Source organism: Acinetobacter rudis, assembly GCF_000829675.1.
GTDB lineage: Bacteria > Pseudomonadota > Gammaproteobacteria > Pseudomonadales > Moraxellaceae > Acinetobacter > Acinetobacter rudis.
In genome coordinates, this window is record NZ_BBRX01000018.1 from 25,605 (window position 1) to 43,562 (window position 17,958).

At 38.6% G+C, this 17,958-nt stretch carries 17 protein-coding genes; 15 read left to right on the forward strand and 2 right to left on the reverse strand.

Annotation, left to right across the window (positions count from 1 at the left end):
- The first annotated feature begins 1 nt into the window (after nucleotide 1).
- The 12 genes from Aru01_RS03365 to Aru01_RS03420 all read left to right on the forward strand — a co-directional run bounded on the left by Aru01_RS03365 (nucleotide 2) and on the right by Aru01_RS03420 (nucleotide 11,195).
- On the forward strand, nucleotides 2-775 hold the full coding sequence (locus tag Aru01_RS03365; RefSeq protein ID WP_016655070.1) for an enoyl-CoA hydratase-related protein: 774 nt from the start codon (nucleotides 2-4) through the stop codon (nucleotides 773-775).
- Complete coding sequence (gene paaG, locus Aru01_RS03370; protein ID WP_016655071.1) at nucleotides 775-1,566, forward strand: 2-(1,2-epoxy-1,2-dihydrophenyl)acetyl-CoA isomerase PaaG; 792 nt, start codon at nucleotides 775-777, stop codon at nucleotides 1,564-1,566. The genes Aru01_RS03365 and paaG overlap by 1 nt, the downstream gene beginning before the upstream one ends.
- Nucleotides 1,567-1,589: 23 nt before the next feature.
- Nucleotides 1,590-3,089: a 3-hydroxyacyl-CoA dehydrogenase gene (locus tag Aru01_RS03375; RefSeq protein WP_016655072.1), complete on the forward strand. Its 1,500-nt coding sequence runs from the start codon at nucleotides 1,590-1,592 to the stop codon at nucleotides 3,087-3,089.
- Nucleotides 3,090-3,119: 30 nt separating this feature from the next.
- The gene (gene pcaF, locus Aru01_RS03380) at nucleotides 3,120-4,331 is read left to right on the forward strand and encodes a 3-oxoadipyl-CoA thiolase (protein ID WP_016655073.1); all 1,212 of its coding nucleotides are present in this window, start codon (nucleotides 3,120-3,122) and stop codon (nucleotides 4,329-4,331) included.
- A gap of 73 nt (nucleotides 4,332-4,404) precedes the next feature.
- Nucleotides 4,405-5,694 (forward strand): phenylacetate--CoA ligase PaaK, encoded by a 1,290-nt coding sequence (gene paaK, locus Aru01_RS03385; RefSeq protein ID WP_016655074.1) that lies wholly within the window; start codon nucleotides 4,405-4,407, stop codon nucleotides 5,692-5,694.
- Nucleotides 5,695-5,742: 48 nt separating this feature from the next.
- Entirely contained in the window at nucleotides 5,743-6,693 is a 951-nt protein-coding gene (locus tag Aru01_RS03390) for a PaaX family transcriptional regulator (RefSeq protein ID WP_016655075.1), read from the forward strand.
- Between the two features lie 2 nt (nucleotides 6,694-6,695).
- Complete coding sequence (locus tag Aru01_RS03395) at nucleotides 6,696-7,301, forward strand: carnitine operon protein CaiE (protein WP_016655076.1); 606 nt, start codon at nucleotides 6,696-6,698, stop codon at nucleotides 7,299-7,301.
- A 94-nt stretch (nucleotides 7,302-7,395) separates the two neighbouring features.
- A complete protein-coding gene (locus Aru01_RS03400) occupies nucleotides 7,396-8,190 on the forward strand; it encodes a thioesterase family protein (protein WP_016655077.1) in 795 nt (264 codons plus the stop codon).
- Nucleotides 8,191-8,544: 354 nt separating this feature from the next.
- A complete protein-coding gene (locus tag Aru01_RS03405; protein WP_016655078.1) occupies nucleotides 8,545-8,895 on the forward strand; it encodes a hypothetical protein in 351 nt (116 codons plus the stop codon).
- 2 nt (nucleotides 8,896-8,897) lie between these two features.
- Nucleotides 8,898-10,154, forward strand: a complete 1,257-nt coding sequence (locus Aru01_RS03410; protein ID WP_016655079.1) for a hypothetical protein — start codon at nucleotides 8,898-8,900, stop codon at nucleotides 10,152-10,154.
- On the forward strand, nucleotides 10,154-10,507 hold the full coding sequence (locus Aru01_RS03415; protein WP_016655080.1) for a hypothetical protein: 354 nt from the start codon (nucleotides 10,154-10,156) through the stop codon (nucleotides 10,505-10,507). Before Aru01_RS03410 ends, Aru01_RS03415 begins: the two co-directional genes overlap by 1 nt.
- Nucleotides 10,508-10,841: 334 nt before the next feature.
- Entirely contained in the window at nucleotides 10,842-11,195 is a 354-nt protein-coding gene (locus tag Aru01_RS03420) for a hypothetical protein (protein ID WP_016655081.1), read from the forward strand.
- Nucleotides 11,196-11,875: 680 nt separating this feature from the next.
- Here Aru01_RS03420 and Aru01_RS03425 read toward each other — a convergent pair.
- A complete protein-coding gene (locus tag Aru01_RS03425; protein ID WP_016655082.1) occupies nucleotides 11,876-12,403 on the reverse strand; it encodes a GNAT family N-acetyltransferase in 528 nt (175 codons plus the stop codon).
- 259 nt (nucleotides 12,404-12,662) lie between these two features.
- The gene (locus tag Aru01_RS03430; protein ID WP_016655083.1) at nucleotides 12,663-14,036 is read right to left on the reverse strand and encodes an MFS transporter; all 1,374 of its coding nucleotides are present in this window, start codon (nucleotides 14,034-14,036) and stop codon (nucleotides 12,663-12,665) included.
- 392 nt (nucleotides 14,037-14,428) lie between these two features.
- Between Aru01_RS03430 and Aru01_RS03435 the strand changes: the two genes are divergently transcribed.
- From Aru01_RS03435 to tynA, 3 genes are all read left to right on the forward strand, one after another.
- Complete coding sequence (locus Aru01_RS03435; RefSeq protein WP_016655084.1) at nucleotides 14,429-14,728, forward strand: DUF1330 domain-containing protein; 300 nt, start codon at nucleotides 14,429-14,431, stop codon at nucleotides 14,726-14,728.
- Between the two features lie 108 nt (nucleotides 14,729-14,836).
- Nucleotides 14,837-15,526, forward strand: a complete 690-nt coding sequence (locus tag Aru01_RS03440; protein ID WP_016655085.1) for a LuxR C-terminal-related transcriptional regulator — start codon at nucleotides 14,837-14,839, stop codon at nucleotides 15,524-15,526.
- 123 nt (nucleotides 15,527-15,649) lie between these two features.
- Nucleotides 15,650-17,941, forward strand: coding sequence for a primary-amine oxidase (gene tynA, locus Aru01_RS03445; RefSeq protein ID WP_016655086.1), 2,292 nt, complete (start codon nucleotides 15,650-15,652; stop codon nucleotides 17,939-17,941).
- The last annotated feature ends 17 nt before the right edge of the window (nucleotides 17,942-17,958 follow it).

A 17,958-nucleotide genomic window follows, 5' to 3' on the forward strand; every position in this document is an offset into this window, starting at 1 on the left:
CATGGAAATGCTTATACAGGCCACACAGCCGAGTCCAGCTGTATTGCTGTTGAAATTAAACCGTCCTGAAAAACGTAATGCACTGAATAATGCAACATTGCAATATTTGGGGCAATTATTACAACAGGCAGAGGGTAATCCTGAGATTAAAGCCGTTGTATTAACAGGAAATAACCAATGTTTTGCAGCAGGTGCTGATCTTACGGAACTAGCACAGATGGATGCGGTTGCGCTACGTGCAGATATACGTCCTCAGTTATGGCAGGTGATTGATCAGTTTAGTAAGCCATTGATTGTTGCGGTAAATGGTTATGCATTGGGTGCTGGTTTTGAACTGGTGTTACATGCCGATATCGTGATTTGTGGGGAAAATGCACAGTTTGCATTACCTGAGATTAACTTAGGTATGTTGCCAGGTGCAGGGGGTACTCAGCGTTTAGGTCGTTTGGTTGGACAACAATTAACTATGCGCTGGGCCATGACTGGTGAAATGATTTCAGCCCAACAGGCGTTACAGCATGGGATCTGTTGTCAAATTTCACCTAGTGCTCTCACCGTGCAATACGCCGTAGAGCTCGCTGAAAAAATTGCTCAAAAGGCACCCCTCGCGATTGGTGTAATTAAACAATCGGTGAAAAGCATTGCAGAGACCAGTTTGTCGCAAGGTTTGAAACTAGAACGGCAAAATTTTGTCTGGTTAGCTGCAACACAAGATCGTCAAGAAGGAATAACGGCTTTTTTTGAGAAAAGAAAAGCAAATTTTAAAGGTGTGTAATGGATTATCAAAGCATATTGGTCGAAGTTAAACAGGCCGTGGGTTATTTGCGTCTTAATCGCCCTAAACAATTAAACAGCTTCAATGTGCAAATGCATGAAGAAGTTGCACAGGTGTTAAAGGCTTGGAGTAAAGATCCTGAGATTCGCTGCGTAGTGATTAGTGGTGAGGGCCGTGGTTTCTGTGCTGGTCAAGACTTGGGTGATCGAGTAGTCGATCCAAATGCCGATGCACCAGATCTGGGTCAATCTATTGAAAAGTTTTATAACCCATTAATTCAAACCATCGTCAATATGCCAAAACCAGTGATTTGTGCCGTAAATGGCGTAGCTGCAGGTGCTGGTGCCAACATTGCTTTGGCTTGCGATATTGTGATTGCTGCAAAATCAGCAAGTTTTGTACAGGCATTTTGTCGTTTAGGTTTAGTGCCTGATTCTGGGGGAACGTGGTTCTTACCTCGCGCAGTTGGACATGCCCGTGCTATGGGACTTGCTTTACTAGGTGACAAATTACCTGCTGAACGTGCCAAAGACATAGGCATGATTTGGGATGTTGCAGAGGATGTTGAGCTGCAAGACAAAGTACAGCAACTCGCAGAGCATTTGGCCAAACAACCTACCATTGGTTTGTCGTTGATTAAAAAAGCATTACATCAATCGAGTGATCATAGTTTGCAAGAACAACTTACTCTAGAGCGTGATTTTCAGCGTATTGCTGGCCGTTCTGATGACTATCGTGAAGGCGTTCAAGCCTTTATGCAAAAACGTGAGCCGATGTTTAAAGGTCAGTAAGCGTAAAGAAAAGGAAAGCTAAAATGGATTTAACTCCAGCTAAAATTGCAGTCATTGGTTGCGGTACTATGGGAATTGGTATCACGCAATTGGCAATGTTCAATGGCCATCAGACTTTTGTTTATGATCTGGATTCCCAAAAGCTAAATGCGGCGATGACTGGACTACGCCAGACTGTAGATAAACTGATTGCAAAAAACAAAATCAGCGCACAAGACGCAGAACTTGCTTTTGCACGGTTACATGTCGTTGAAGATATTCAAGCTTTGCAAGTTGCAGATCTGGTCATAGAGGCTGTGGTTGAAAGACTTGAAGTGAAGCAGGCATTGTTCCAACAGCTCGCCGAGATTTGCTCAGTTGAAACTATTTTAGCCAGCAATACCTCGTCTATTTCAGTAACTGCAATTGCAGCCCATGTACCACAGCCTGAACGTGTTGTTGGCTTACACTTTTTTAATCCAGCACCAGTAATGAAGCTCGTTGAAATCGTGCAAGGCTTAAAAACGTCTAAACAACTTTGTCAGGCTTTAAAAGCCTTGATGCTCAAATGGAATAAAGTTCCTGTACTGACCAAATCTACACCAGGCTTTATTGTGAACCGTATTGCACGACCATTTTATGCTGAAGGATTTCGTGCGCTACAAGAACAAGTCACTAGCTATGAACGTTTAGATTTTGCGATCAAAGAATGTGGTGGCTTTGCTATGGGCCCATGTCAATTGACAGATCTTATCGGTCAAGATGTCAATTTTTCAGTGACTGAAAGTGTATATAAAGCTTTTTTTGCTGAACCACGTTATCGCCCAAGTTTGGTACAAAAAGAGTTGGTTGATGCAGGGTGTTTGGGTCGTAAAACGGGTCAAGGTTTTTACGATTACCGTGCTGATGTCGTGGATCAGCTCAATGTTAAATTGGATACAACACAAGCATTTAGTCAAGCAGTACAGCTTTATGGTCAGTGGGAGAATATGCCGACATGGCTCGACAGAGTACAGCAAAAATACCCACAGACCGTTCAAGCAGCATCAGTTGATTACGTGCAAATTGGTTCAATACGTTTACAACTGAGTCAGGGTGAATCCGCTGATTTGAGTTATGCACCAGAAAAAGTGGTTTTGATGGATTGGCATGCAGACTTTAATCGAGCGAAGGCAGTTGTTCTTAGTCATACACATACTTGTGATGCAACTGATCGCGCAATAATCGACGCTTTTTTTGCGACACTCGGTTTGGCGGTATTATGGATTAAGGATTATCCGGGGATGCTCACCTTGCGTACGCTTGCAATGTTGGTTAATGAAGCATGTGAAGCCACTTTGCATGGTATTGCAAGTTCTGAGGATATAGACCGTGCCATGCGTTATGGCGTGAATTATCCACAAGGTCCATTTCAATGGTTGGCACAGATTGGGGCCGAACGTATTTTGACTTGTCTTGAGCAGTTATATCAAATCTATGCTGAAGAAAAATATCGCCCAAGTTTGTATTTAAAACAATATGTTGCACAGCAACGCACTGCATAAGCCTCACTAGGTAGAAAAGGAATGATGAACATGGAACAGGTCTATATTTGTGATGCAATCCGTACGCCAATTGGTCGCTATGCTGGTGCTTTAAGTCATGTACGAGCTGACGATTTGGCTGCATTGCCCATAGAGTATCTTAAAAACAAATATCCAAATTTGCCGTGGGCAGAGCTGGATGAAGTGATTTTAGGCTGTGCTAACCAAGCAGGTGAAGATAACCGTAACGTGGCACGTATGGCGGCATTATTGGCAGGTTTGCCTGAGCATGTGCCTGCGCTTACCGTAAATCGTTTATGTGCCTCAGGTTTAGATGCCGTTAGTTTGGCTGCTCGTGCGATTAAAGCAGGAGAAGCACAGTTTGTTTTAGCTGGTGGGGTGGAATCGATGAGTCGCGCGCCCTTTGTACAATCTAAACCTACTGAGGCATTTAGCCGTACACCAGAAATTTTTGATACGACTATTGGTTGGCGTTTTATCAACAAAAAACTCAAAGTTGCTTATGGTGTGGACAGCATGCCAGAAACTGCAGAAAACGTGGCGGAGAAGTATCAGATTAACCGAGCCGACCAAGATGCCTTTGCTGTAAAAAGTCAGCAAAAAACAGCAAAAGCACAGCAAGACGGTATTTTTGATATCGAGATTTTACCTGTAGAGCTTGTTGATCGTAAAAAAAATGTCACTGTATTTGCTCAAGATGAACATCCTCGTGCTAGCACCAACTTAGACAGTCTAAGTAAATTGAAAACACCATTTCGTAAAGAGGGTGGTACGGTTACAGCAGGAAATGCCTCTGGCGTAAATGATGGTGCAGCATGTTTGCTTTTAGCAAGCCAAAGTTTCGCACAGCAACATGATTTACCTGTATTGGCCAAAGTTGTGGCGACGGCGAGCGCAGGAGTTGAACCGAAATATATGGGCATTGGTCCTGTGCCAGCAGTACATAAGGTCTTGAAACAGGCAGGTTTAAGCTTAGATCAAATGGATGTGATCGAACTCAACGAAGCGTTTGCATCACAATCTTTGGCTGTAATCCGTGAGTTGGGCCTCAAAGATGATGATCAGCGTATCAATCCAAATGGTGGTGCTATTGCACTTGGTCATCCATTGGGCATGAGTGGTAGCCGCTTAGTGATTACAGCAGCACACGAACTACAGCGTCGCCAAGGTAAATATGCACTTTGCACGATGTGTGTTGGTGTTGGGCAGGGTGTGGCACTGATCTTGGAACGCGAAATGTAAAAATAAATGAGCTGTTTAGCATGAAGGATTAAACAGCTTGCATGGATATTAAAAGCAATAATGGAGATTCGAAATGGAACTACGAGACATGGAACAAGTGGGAAAACTGAGTGTCGCTGAGCTACGCGACTTACAATTGCAACGAATGCAGCAAACTCTGCATCATGCTTATCAAAATAGTCCTGTATATAAACAAAAGTTTGATGAAGCTGGTGTACATCCTGATGATCTAAAAACTTTAGCGGATCTTGCTAAATTTCCATTTACCACGAAAAAGGACTTACGTGACAACTATCCATTTGGCATGTTTGCAGTACCTAAAGAAAAAATCGTTCGAGTACATGCATCATCAGGGACTACAGGTCAGCCAACCGTGGTGGGATATACACAAAAAGATATCGACAACTGGGCGGATATCGTTGCACGTTGTTTACAAGGCGCTGGCTTAAGCGCCAAAGATACAGTACAGGTTTCATATGGTTATGGCTTGTTTACTGGAGGATTAGGTGCACATTATGGCGTAGAGCGTTTAGGTGCTACTGTGATCCCGATGTCAGGTGGACAGACAGACCGTCAAGTTCAGTTGATCAAGGATTTTGAACCAACAGCGTTGATGGTGACACCATCATACTGTGTCAATATCATTGAAAACTTAGAGAAAAACTTTGGTAGTGCAAAAAATACTAGCCTAAAAGTCGGTATTTTTGGTGCAGAGCCTTGGACCAAAGAGTTACGTCAAGAGATTGAAGAGCGCTTAAATATCAAAGCACTTGATATTTATGGTTTATCTGAGGTCATGGGGCCAGGTGTTGCAATGCAATGTTTGGATGATGGTGATGGCTTAACAATTTGGGAAGATCATTTCTATCCTGAAATCATTCATCCTGAAACGGGTGAGGTTCTGCCTGATGGTGAAGAGGGTGAGTTGGTTTTCACCACGATTACCAAAGAAGGCTTACCGATGATTCGTTATCGTACCCGTGATTTGACTCGTTTATATGCAGGTGAAAACCGTGCCATGCGCCGTATGAACAAAGTCGTTGGTCGTAGTGACGATATGTTAATTATTCGTGGTGTCAATGTGTTTCCAACGCAGATCGAAGAGCAAATTTTAAAAGTTGAGCATTTGATTCCAAATTATGAAATTCATGTTTGTAAAAAAGGTCATATGGATTCTTTGCATATTCGTACTGAAATGATGCAATATAATGACTTGTTAGCACAAACAAGAATGCAGCAGCTACAAAGAAATATTAAAATTATGATTGGTATTTCGGTGACTGTGGAAATTGTTCCAGAGAACACTTTACCTCGTTCTGAAGGTAAAGCAAAACGGGTATTTGATCTGCGTAAAACAGCCTAGTGGATTGGGCGTTTTATTGCGTGAGATTCAGGGGTGGGTGAGAAAGCAATGGGTTCCAAGTTACAGCAAGTGATTGATTCACTCATCAAGAATGAACCATTAAGTGGAACTTCGATTATCACCACCATTTTTGGTGATTCCATTTTACATCGTGGTGGTTGTATTAGTTTGGCAAGCCTGATTCAGCTTATGGCTGACTTTGGTTTTAACGATCGTGCTGTGCGCACTGCTGTGTTTCGCTCAGTCAAAGGAGGCTGGCTCGACTCGGAAAAAGTGGGACGGACCAGTTTCTATCGGATTACTGATCCGAGTCGTACGCGTTATCTTCATGCTGAACAACGTATTTATAATGCCAAAATGCGTGAATGGGATCAAAACTGGGATTTGGTTTTAATGTCTTCGCTGGATGGGGACAATAAAATTTTATTGAAAAAAGAATTAGAATGGTTGGGGTTTTCAAATATTTCAACTAATTTAATGGCTTATCCTGGATGTGATCGCATTCAATTACAAAAGTTGCTTGTTGATCTTGATATGCATGATCAGGTCGTTGTGTTTCAGGCACAGACCCTCGCGCTGTTTAATAACTCTCAAGAGGTTGTTATGCGTATGTTGCATAGCAATTGGCCAATAGAGGAAATTAAGCAGCGTTATAGTATGTTCCTTGATCAATTTCGTGAAATTTCAAATTTACTTGAAACAGAAGCTGAAGATATTACTCCACAGCAAGCCTTTCAAATTCGTATATTGCTCATTCATTTATATCGCCGAATTCTTCTTAAAGATCCATCGCTACCTCTGGAATTACTGCCGACCGATTGGCCTGCAGTAAATGCACGAAATTTATCTTTAAATATTTATAAACGTATTTTTGAACTGGCGGATGAGTATTTTCTTTCGATTGCACGTACTGCAGAGGGAGAAATGCCATTACCAAGTACTCAGTTTTATCGCCGCTTTGCAGGATTAACAGTGAATCATATGGAGATGATGAATTAATTATGCCGTGCTATGCCATTGATGGGGTGATTCCCGTTGTCAGTCCTGATGCTTTTGTGCATCCGAGTGCTGTCCTTATTGGTGATGTGATTATTGAAGCTGGGGTATATATCGGCCCTTTCGCTGCTTTAAGAGCTGACTTTGGACGTATTCATGTTAAACGTAATGCCAATGTGCAGGATAACTGTACTATTCATGGCTTTCCCAATAGTGTCACCATGATCGAAGAAATGGGGCATATTGGTCATGGAGCAATTTTGCATGGTTGTCATATTGGCCAAAATGTATTGGTTGGTATGAACAGTGTGATCCTAGATTATGTTGATATTGGTGAAAATAGTATTATTGGTGCCAATAGCCTAGTCAAAACTAAAGATAAAATTCCTGCCAATGTTTTGGCAATGGGAAGTCCTGCTAAAGTGGCACGAGAGCTATCAGAATCTGAGAAAGCTTGGAAAACCAAAGGGACTGAACAGTATATTCATTTAACTATGCGTTGTTTGAATACCTTCCAAGAGGTTGAGCCCTTGACCTCTGAACATGCATCACGTCGAAGTTATCTAAACTTTGATGCACCACAATACAAAATCAAAGCAGATTCAATCTAAAACGAAAAATGACCGCAGGGGCTACGAACATTTATGTCAGTTGCCTCTGCTGTTATGATCGTGTAGACGCTTTTGTTTTAAAAAAGGATTTACTATGTCTTCGTACTATCAAAGGATTTCTCGCCAACATACAGAACTTGGGCAAGTTAGCCATTATCGTTGTACTGAACTGGTACAAGGTGCATGGAATCCACATGAACAGCATATGGCTGCAGCATCTGGTGTAATTTGTGCTGAATTGGATCAATTTATGCCACGTCCAGAGATGCGCATTGGTCGGATTAGCTTTGATATCTTAGGTTTAATTCCAGCAACTGATTTTGAAATTAGTACGCAAGTCATTCGAGCAGGGCGTACTATTGAATTGCTAGAAGCTAAAATGAGCTCACAAGGCAAAGTCTGCATTGTTGCTCGCGTCTGGCGTATGATTATGCAGGACTCTAGTGCTGTGAAGGGCTTAGAAGATGCAGAGCAGAAGCGTCCAGTGCATATACCTATTCATAATATTTTAGGGGATTGGGACGGTAAGTTTATTCAAACCTTAAAGTCTCAAGTTGAACCATCAGCGCATCGTGCTGGTAAGGGCATGGTTTGGCTCAATACCGATGTTGAAATGGTTGAAGGTGAAGCGACTTCTGATTTTGTGCATTTGATGGGTATGCTTGATACTGCAAATGGCATTGTACCGCGTCTACCCGATCTCTCTTGGGCTTTTCCAAATCTTGATTTACAAATACATTTACTACGTATGCCACGAGGTCGTTGGTTAGGTCTAGAGACTCAACAACAATATGGTGATGATGGTATTGGGTTAACCAGCTCAGTGTTACATGATGATTATGGTGTGTTTGGTCGTAGTGAACAGATTTTAACGTTAAGAAAGATGTAGATCCCTCAGCCTATAACAGTGAAACTGCAAAGTTATCGCTGTTTTTTTGCGACATTATATTTATCAATTAAATATTTTTAAAATTTCCCCCTTGCGCGATGCATGGTTTACCTTTGCCAAAGGGGAAATAACAGCGCTCTGTAACTCAAGTTATCCAAAATTTATCTGGAATCATTTCCATGAAATAAAGGCATATCGCTGCTTTCTATTTCACAAAACCTTGCTATTTCTCTACTGCAATTAATACATAATTTCTTAAATAAGCAGATAAGCTCTAGGTCATATGAGTCTTTTAAAATAATTCTAAGAACAGATATTGTTTTAGTTTTACAATTTAATTATAGAGTAATAAAAATGGCTGGTAGTTCCCAAATTGTCATTAATGATCAAGGTATAATAGTTATAACAAATGGAAAAATTATTTTTAAAGCTGGGCAACATATTTTTGAACGAGGGGAGAGAATAATTTCTCCTGTGATTCAATTGCCTATCTTGGGAGATACTAATAAATATAATATAAGGTATTTAATGAAAGATAACGAAGGAAATATATTTTCAAACTATAGATATGTCGCTTTTTTGCAAAATGGTCACTCTGTTGAAGGACACACAGATGAAAATGGATATACAGATTTTTTTGAAACAATCCAGCCTGAAGATGTAGCGATACATTTATTTAAAGATGAGACCTTGGATATAGACTAATCATGGAAAATTACTATCCTTATGCTGTCGTAGAAACAAATGTAGATCCTAAATTTTTAAAATATAATTTAAAAATTATAAATGCAACAACTGGTAAAATTCTTAATGACATTGATGCCAGAGTAAAACCGAATGTAGATTATGATTTGCTCAAAATTTCAAGTGAGTTATATAAAACACAAACAATGAAAATATCTTTCTCTGAAAAAAATATTGAAGATTTGAAAGACTGTGTAATTATTTTTGATTTATTTAGGTTGTCAAGTTCTGGTGTGAAATCTAAAGTGGTAAATACATATTATATTCATAACACTCTTGAACAATTTGATGAAAAAAAATTTAAAAATGTAGCTGTTGATAAAGTTAGATATTTCGAAAAGAAAATAAAAACTCAAGTGGTTATTGACCAGACAACATCGAATACTTTTGATTTAATATTAAGAAGTAGTCGGATTTTTCAGTGTATTGATCCTGAATGTAGACCCGGGGAACCTAAAGATCCATTTTCTAAAGCAAGAATTGAAGCTGGTTTACAATCCAGGTTAAATGAACCTTTTCCAGATCAAAAATATACATCTCTCTGTGGTCCAGCGGCATTCTTCTTTTGTTTAATTAATTTAGCTCCTTCTAAATATAAACTTACAGTTAAACAGCTCTGGGAAGCTGGGCAAACAAAGATTGGTGAGCTTTCAATTCAACCATCTCAAGATGGGTGTAGGTGTGTTAAGAATTTTTATAATGCAACTGATGGTAGCCTACAAATTTCTCCTATTGATTGGATTACCCTTGCAAGTTTACGTGAGTCAGAAAACACGTCTTTAAAACTCAATGATCCTACTCAGGAGGTTGCAGGTATTACCCTCTGGAGTGAAATGTATGACTGGTTTAAGAAGTCAGGGTTTAAAATAGAAAAAGAGTTTCCATTTAAGCCTTTAGGCTATAACGATATTTCAGTTGCTGGAATTAACCGATATGCGGGAAGTAATTACTACGTTGTCACTTTAATTTCAGCCACAATTCTTGATTCTGGAGCGAGTTCTGGAACCAGTATTATTCCAGACCATTGGATAGTGTGGACTGATAAATTACGTTTAACAAACGGTAGTATTGTTAACGAAATAACAGATCCAGCAGCTGAAGTAAGGTTAAAACTCTTTTCTTGGGGAGAGAATAGACAGAGCATTCGCGAAAAAACATCTTTATCTAATTTAGCAAAAAAAGTGTTCTATGCACTAATTATTAAAAAAGAAAATTTTTGATGAAAAAATACCTTATAGTTATATTATTTTTCATATTATGTATTTCTGGATGTGGAAAAAAATACACCATAACTCCAGATGTGCTTCCAGTCGCGCATGTGAATCAGGAGTATCGTCAACTTGTTCATATTTCTGGGGGCAAGGTTATAGATAAGTATGCTGAATTAACTACAGATATTCCAGAGGATCTCGGAGTTACAGTGGAACCAGAGAATGATTTATCTAGATATAACATTATAGAGATCAAAGGAAAGCCCAAATATAAAGGAACATTTTTTATAAAAATTTGGGCTGGATTTTATGCTGGTGGTAACTCTGAAATAGATAAAACCTATATATTTAAAGTTGAATAACGAGAAATATAATTAAGTATTTATGCGTAATCTTCTCAAAATAAGTATCATATAGCTTATGTGGATTATTAATATTAAATTGATTTATCAATCAGATTTCTTGTACTTTCAACCTGTTCAATGAGTAATATTAAGATCAGTTTTTCTGTTTTAGATTTGATTTAAACTAACTGTTTTAAAAAGATCATTAAAAAAAGTATCGTGATCTCATTTAGATTAGAATTGACCAATTCATGTACTTAAGCATATTGAACATCAAAATCTAAGGCCTTGGGCTAACTGGTTTTGCTAAAAAAGTGTTCTATGCACTGATTATTAAAAAAGAAAATTTTTGATGAAAAAATATTTTATAGTTATATTGTTTTTCATATTATGTATTTCTGGATGTGGAAAAAAATACACCATAACTCCAGATGTGCTTCCAGTCGCTCAAGTGAATCAGGAGTATAGACAACTTATTCATATTTCTGGGGGGAAAGTTGTTGATCGAGATGCTCAATTAACTACAGATATTCCAGCAGGTCTCGGGATTACAGTTGAACCGGAAAATGATTTATCTAGATATAATATTATAGAAATCAAAGGAAAACCAAAGTATAAAGGAACATTCTTTATAAAAATTTGGGCTGGATTTTATGCTGGTGGAGATTCCAGAATAGATAAAACCTATATATTTAAAGTTGAATAATAAGAAATATAATTAAGGAGTTATGCTTAAGTTCCTTTGAAACTAACCATCAAATTTTCCTTTGTTCTACGGATATAACGAGATCAAGCTTACTTTGATGCTTTTACTACTCATGTAAGAGCATGCTTCTTTTAAAATGTAGATAATATGAAAAATAAACGTTAAGTGATTTATTTCGTTATTATGGTAATCGTAATAGCTCTTGTTGCATACGTTATTTTTGCCAGAAAAAGTGAGAATGTAGAAAGTAAAGAGCCGGTGAAAATTAAAGAAAATATCAGTTCTAACAGTAATACTCCTGATGCTCATGATCTTGTTATTGAAGACCATCCGCCTAGTCATCCCTGATGCAACGCCCCTAAATGGACGGAAAGTATAATTTTGATTAATGATAATCCTAGATATTCATGAGAAGATAAAACTCCAGAGCTCCTTGCTTTGTTGGAACAAATGAATCGAATCTAGAAACATGAGTAAAACGAGTATTAATGTCTACTTATACTGAGACAGAGCTTTGTGTAAATGGTGAATAGCCTTTAGTTTTGTAGATACTTTCACTGGTTAGACTCTTAGTGGAATACAAAAAAGGCATATAACCTGTTCAAAGATGATTGATCCTTGGTGTAAATATCTAAGATTAGATTGAGTTTGCATTATGACTTTGCATAGCATTCATTGTGTTAAATAGGCTTAGAGATTTCATATAAAACATGTTTTTCAAGTTCAGGAGCGAATGAAAATTCAGGATGATTGAATACTTTAACTTTCGTCATTCCTATTTTTTTCATGACTGATTCTGATGGTTGATTGATGCAAGCTGTAAATGAAACAACTTTTTCTAGGTGCAGTACATTAAAAGCGTGTTCTAAAACAGCTTTAGCACCTTCAGTTGCATAACCTTTGTTCCAGTGTTCTTTTGCTAAACGCCAAGCAATTTCTACGCATGGAGAAAAATCAAACTGTAGAGGTTGATCATGAAGTCCTATAAAGCCAATAAATTTGTGATTTTCTTTTAATTCGACAGCCCAAATTCCCCATTTATTTTTATCAATAATTTCTGAAACTGTTTGAATGAGTTTTAGGCTGTCTTCTTGAGTCAGATCATTGGGAAAATATTTCATTACATCAGGATCTTGTCCCATTTTAATAAAAGGTAAGTGATCACTGTCCTGCCATTGTCGAAGTATTAGACGTTCTGTTTCTAGCATCAGCATAATTCTCTATTTTCAATTTCTCTCCAAATTAACACAATACGTCTTTCACTTGTTCCACTCTTGTGGAGTAGAATGCCAGATAGTTAGCAAGACTTTGGTTTTTATGTCGTATTTCGTGTTTGAGTCATATTGGCCAGACATCTTAATCAATAAGATATCATCCAAATCGTCAATCTATTTGGCATTGTGCACTACACCGTAGTGACAACAAAAAAGCCCTCAATTTTTAAAGAGGGCTTTAATTAGGATTAGATCATTTCCAAATAAATGGTGATTTTTTCTGTTGTTCTTCAGCTTCTAGACCCAGTGCAATCCCTGTCCGGTCTTTCATGAGACAAATAGCAGTGAGAGCAAAGATCGCCATGGCGGTTAGATAAATACTGACGGAAATGATATCTCCACTGGTACTGATTAACCATGCTGCAATGAGTGGTGCAAAAGCCCCACCAATAATCGAACCGAGTGCATAGGTAATCGAGATGCCTGAAAAACGAATGGATGCTGGGAAGAGTTCTGCATAGAACACTGCTTGTACGCCATAGGTCATACCAATACCCATAGAAAGTAGTGCAAGCCCCATCATAATATAAGCATAACTACCTGTATTGATGAGCGGGAACAACGCAATCGCACTAAGGATCTGGATACATGAACCCACGATATAAATCGGTTTACGACCAAATTTGTCTGAGAGTGAAGCTGAGAACCATGTGAAGAAGGTCCAGATGATCGCAGATACACTGACCAAGGCTAAGATTACTGGACGCTCTAAATTAAGCCCTGTTGGATTGGTGGTATAGCTTTGGATAAAACCACCCGCAGTCATATAACCAAGTGCCGTGGTTCCAGCAACTAAAAGTGCAGAGCAGAATACTGCTGCTTTATAGTTTTTAAATAACTCACGAATGGGTTTTTGTGCTGTTCCTCGATCTTTAATTTCTTCAAAAATGGGACTTTCATCGACTGAACGACGAATCCAATAACCTAAGCCAAATAAAAAGATACTCAAAATAAAAGGTACACGCCAACCCCACTGCATAAATGCTTCACCAGGTGAAACGTATCCTGTCATGATGACAAGCACTAAAGAAGCCAAGAGTAAACCGAGAGGTACACCCAATTGTGGGAAAGCACTAAATAGACCTCGTTTATTTTTAGGTGAATGCTCAACAGCCATTAATACTGCACCGCCCCATTCACCACCAGCGGAGATACCTTGCATGATGCGTAGGAAAATTAAGAGAATCGGTGCAGCAATACCAATTTGGTCATAGGTCGGCAGTAGACCTATGACTGTGGTTGCAATCCCCATCATAATCAGGGTGGCGGCAAGGACTGTTTTACGACCAATTTTGTCACCAAAGTAACCTGCAATAACCGCACCGAATGGGCGAAATACAAAGCTAATACCGACAGAGGCAAAGACCAAAAGCGTCGCAAAGAATGGACCTGCGGGTTTAAAGAACAATTGGTTGAAGACTAAGCCTGCAACAGCAGCATAAATAAAATAGTCATACCATTCGATAGTTGTGCCAACGATAGTGGCAAGTGCAATTTTTTGCGTGTGCTTGCGACAAGGGGGCGCATGGTCGTGCGTAAGCACTGCACCTGTTTGAGCATTTTCCATTTCAAACATCCTGTAAGAAATCCATGACTAAACATCAACTACAACGCTTGAGTTGAGTTTTCCATCCGTAATATTTGTTGATTTATCAAACAAAAATAGTATGTGATATAAAATTAAAAAAAGATACTTAAAAATAATAAAAAAATAAATAATGTATCTTTTTATATTTTTTATAAAATATTTTTAATAAATAAACTTTTTAATTACAGTTGCTTGTGTTTGGGTTTGAGTTATGGTGTTTTGTTTTTATTGTTAATTTGATATGAAGTATATAGATTATTGTTTATAAGTGTGTCGCTTGTTGGGCGCTGAATTTATCTGTAAGAAATAAAAATACAGTTGTTTTGCTTCCAAAGGATACAGAATCATAATCACAATCAAGGAGAGTAAAGATGTCGGCATATGTAATTTTTATTTGTAAGAAACTGAATTCCAAAGTGCATTTTGATCAGTACAATCGTTTGGCTCGTGCTGCAAGTAAGGGGTTTGAGATTAAACCCTTGGCATTTTATGGGCAGGCTGTGGCACTTGAACAGATCGAAACGGAGGGCGTTGCGATTTTAGAGTTTCCAAATTTAGAGCAAGCGCAGGCGTGGTATCAAAGCGATGCTTATCAAGAGGCCAAAAAACAACGTGATCTGGCTGGGGACTACATGGTACTGATCACAGAGGGCTTGAATATACCAAGTTGATTACAGTAGTTTAGGAAAAAGACTGTAAAGTATTTCAATATAGAACAACATGGATGTTGTTGTGTTCAGGGCTTAATGGCTAACTGATCACAAATCAAGGGAAGAGTCATGGATTTTCAAACATGGTCGGGTTTTGTCGACCGCTTTACTCAAGCTATATGTCAAAGTATGTCTATAGATGCTTTCTTTAGTTATAAGATTGAACAAAACCTTGAGACGAGTGAGCATTATTTCGGAAACTTGTCAGTGACTTTAGTGGATCAATATTTATCTAAAATGCAGCGATATGATCCATTGTCGATGCTTAATCATCAAGATCGTTCGCTAAAAATGCGTGTTTTATCCGAGCAAGTGGTTCCTGAACAATACGCTGATTTTATTAAAAAATATCAGTTTGGTGACAATATCGAATTGTACTTTAATCATGAACATAGCCCTGTTCGTGGAATCAGTTTAATTCGTAGCAACAAGCAGGGACGATTTTTAGCACAGGATATAACGACATTAAATAGTTTGTATCAGCTTGCGGACTTTTGTATGCAGCAAAATTTTCAATCGACCTTTCAGTCAAATATGGCCGTAAATTCAACATTTTTACAATCATTCCAACTGACAAAAAAACAATCTGAGGTATTGTATCTCATGAGTCAAGGCAAAGATAATCAACAAATCGCACAACAATTATTTATTAGTTTATCGACAGTAAAAACCCATATACAACATATTTTTCAAAAGCTTGAAGTACAAAACAGGGCCCAGTTATTGTCTAAGCTGTTGCAGCTACAGACTGCTTTATAACACATGTATTTATTCGTTGTTGTGCACTTAAAAATATCGAAAAATCGTACCTGAGTACGATATTTATTTACAAGTAAATTAACTAACTTAGATAGCTATTGAAGTGCTAGATAAGGTTTAACAATGAAGTTAAATACCCTAATGAATGGAATCAAATTAAATACACAGCTCAAAGCTTATTTACTCAGCTTGCCCATGCTTATGATGGGACAGCAGGCTTTGGCACATGGTCAGGCTGCCGAAATGTTGCCATTACAGCAAGCGATGCAAGCTGTGGGAGCAACTGTAGAACATGATCGTTATTCAGGTATTTATACCATTAGTAAAAACTCAACCTATGTCAAAGTTAAAGCTGATGCTGCATCTATCTTAGTGAATGGTCAGCCATTAAATATTACTGTGCCAGTGATTGAGAAAAATGGTCAAGCTTATGCTTCATCAACTTTGGCCAATGAGATATTTCAATCAGGATTAGATCAAACTTTTGTTGCTGAAACAGTCCCTCATCCGCTTAACAGTTTATCTGCAAATGAGATCAGTCAGGTTCGAGCGATTGTTGCTGCGGATCGTCGTGCACCAAAACTTTTACGTTTTAGTCGTTTAGCACTTAAAGCACCAGATAAATATCAAGTGTGGAACGATGTTCTTGCCAATAAACCTTCAAAACAATTGCGTGAAGCGAACTTTTCACTGTTACAAGGCAATCAGATTATTGAAGGGGTGGTGAACTTAAAAACAAATAAAGTCACCGAGTGGAGAGTGATCAAAGATACGCATGGGATGGTTTTACTTGATGATTTTGAGTTAGTACAAAAGGTGATTAAAGAAAGCCCTGAATTTGCAGCAGCACTAAAAAAGCGAGGTATTTCTGATCCAAATAAAGTCGTGGCAACACCATTGACCGTGGGTTATTTTGGTGGGGAAGATGGCTTAAGTAAAGAGTTTAACTATCTAAAAATTGTCTCTTATCTCGATGTTGGCGATGGAAACTATTGGGCGCATCCGATTGAAAATCTAGTTGCCGTTGTGGATTTGGATCAGAAAAAGGTGGTTAAAGTTGAAGATGGTGATTTGGTTCCTATTCCAATGGCTGCACGACCTTATGATGGTCGTGATCGACAAGTCTCTAAAACTAAGCCCTTACGTATCACTGAACCTGAAGGTAAAAACTTCCAAGTATCTGGTCAATATGTGCATTGGAACAATTGGTGTTTTCATGTGGCATTAGATTCACGTGTTGGTTTGCAGTTATCCACAGTCTCTTATAAGGATAAAGGCGTAAAGCGCAAAATCATGTATTCAGGTAATTTGGGTGGAATGATTGTACCTTATGGTGATCCCGATCTAGGCTGGTACTTTAAGTCTTACCTAGACTCAGGCGATTATGGAATGGGGACTTTAACCGCCTCACTTGATCGTGGAACTGATGTCCCTGAAAATGCTGTAATGTTTGATGCTGTGATTGCAGATTATCAGGGAAATCCAATGACTATTCCCCGAGCTTTCGCTATTTTTGAACGTTATGCCAATCCAGACTATAAACATCAAGAAATGGGGCAGGCCAATGTTAGCGTGGCGCGCCGTGAATTGGTGGTGCGATGGGTGAGTACCATTGGTAATTATGACTATATTTTTGATTGGGTCTTAGCTGAAAATGGTACGATTGGTATTAATGCAGGCGCATCGGGTATTGAGGCTGTCAAAGGTGTTAAAGCCAAGACAATGCATGATCTAACTGCAAAAGAAGATACACGTTATGGCACATTAATCGATCATAATATTGTTGGTACGACACATCAGCATATATATAATTTCCGCCTAGATCTTGATGTTGATGGGGATAAAAATAGTTTTACCCATATGAATCCTGTAGTTAATCGCAATGATAAAGGTATTCGTAAGAGTGCAATGGAGATTGAAACCTCTAAAGTAACAACCGAACAAGCAGCAAGTGAAAAATTTGATCCAAGCACCATTCGACTCATCAGTAACGATAACGTTGAAAATGCCATGGGAAATCCCGTGTCATATCAGTTGATTCCTTTTGCAGGAGGAACACATCCTATTGCGAAGGGGGCTAACTTCTCTGCTGATGAATGGTTGTTCAAACGTCTTAATTTTATGGATAAGCAAATTTGGGTAACCAAGTACAATCCAAATGAATTGTACCCCGATGGTGAATACCCAAATCGTTCAAGTCATGATACAGGACTCGGACAGTTCACTGGCAATAATGACAATATTGAAAATCAAGACTTGGTGGTATGGTTAACGACAGGAACAACACATGTCGCACGCTCTGAGGAATGGCCCATGATGCCAACAGAATGGGTTAATGTGCTACTCAAACCTTGGAACTTCTTTGATCAGACCCCAAGCTTGAAACAGAATGAGTCCAATAAATCGCATCATTGATGCGAGTATAAAACCCT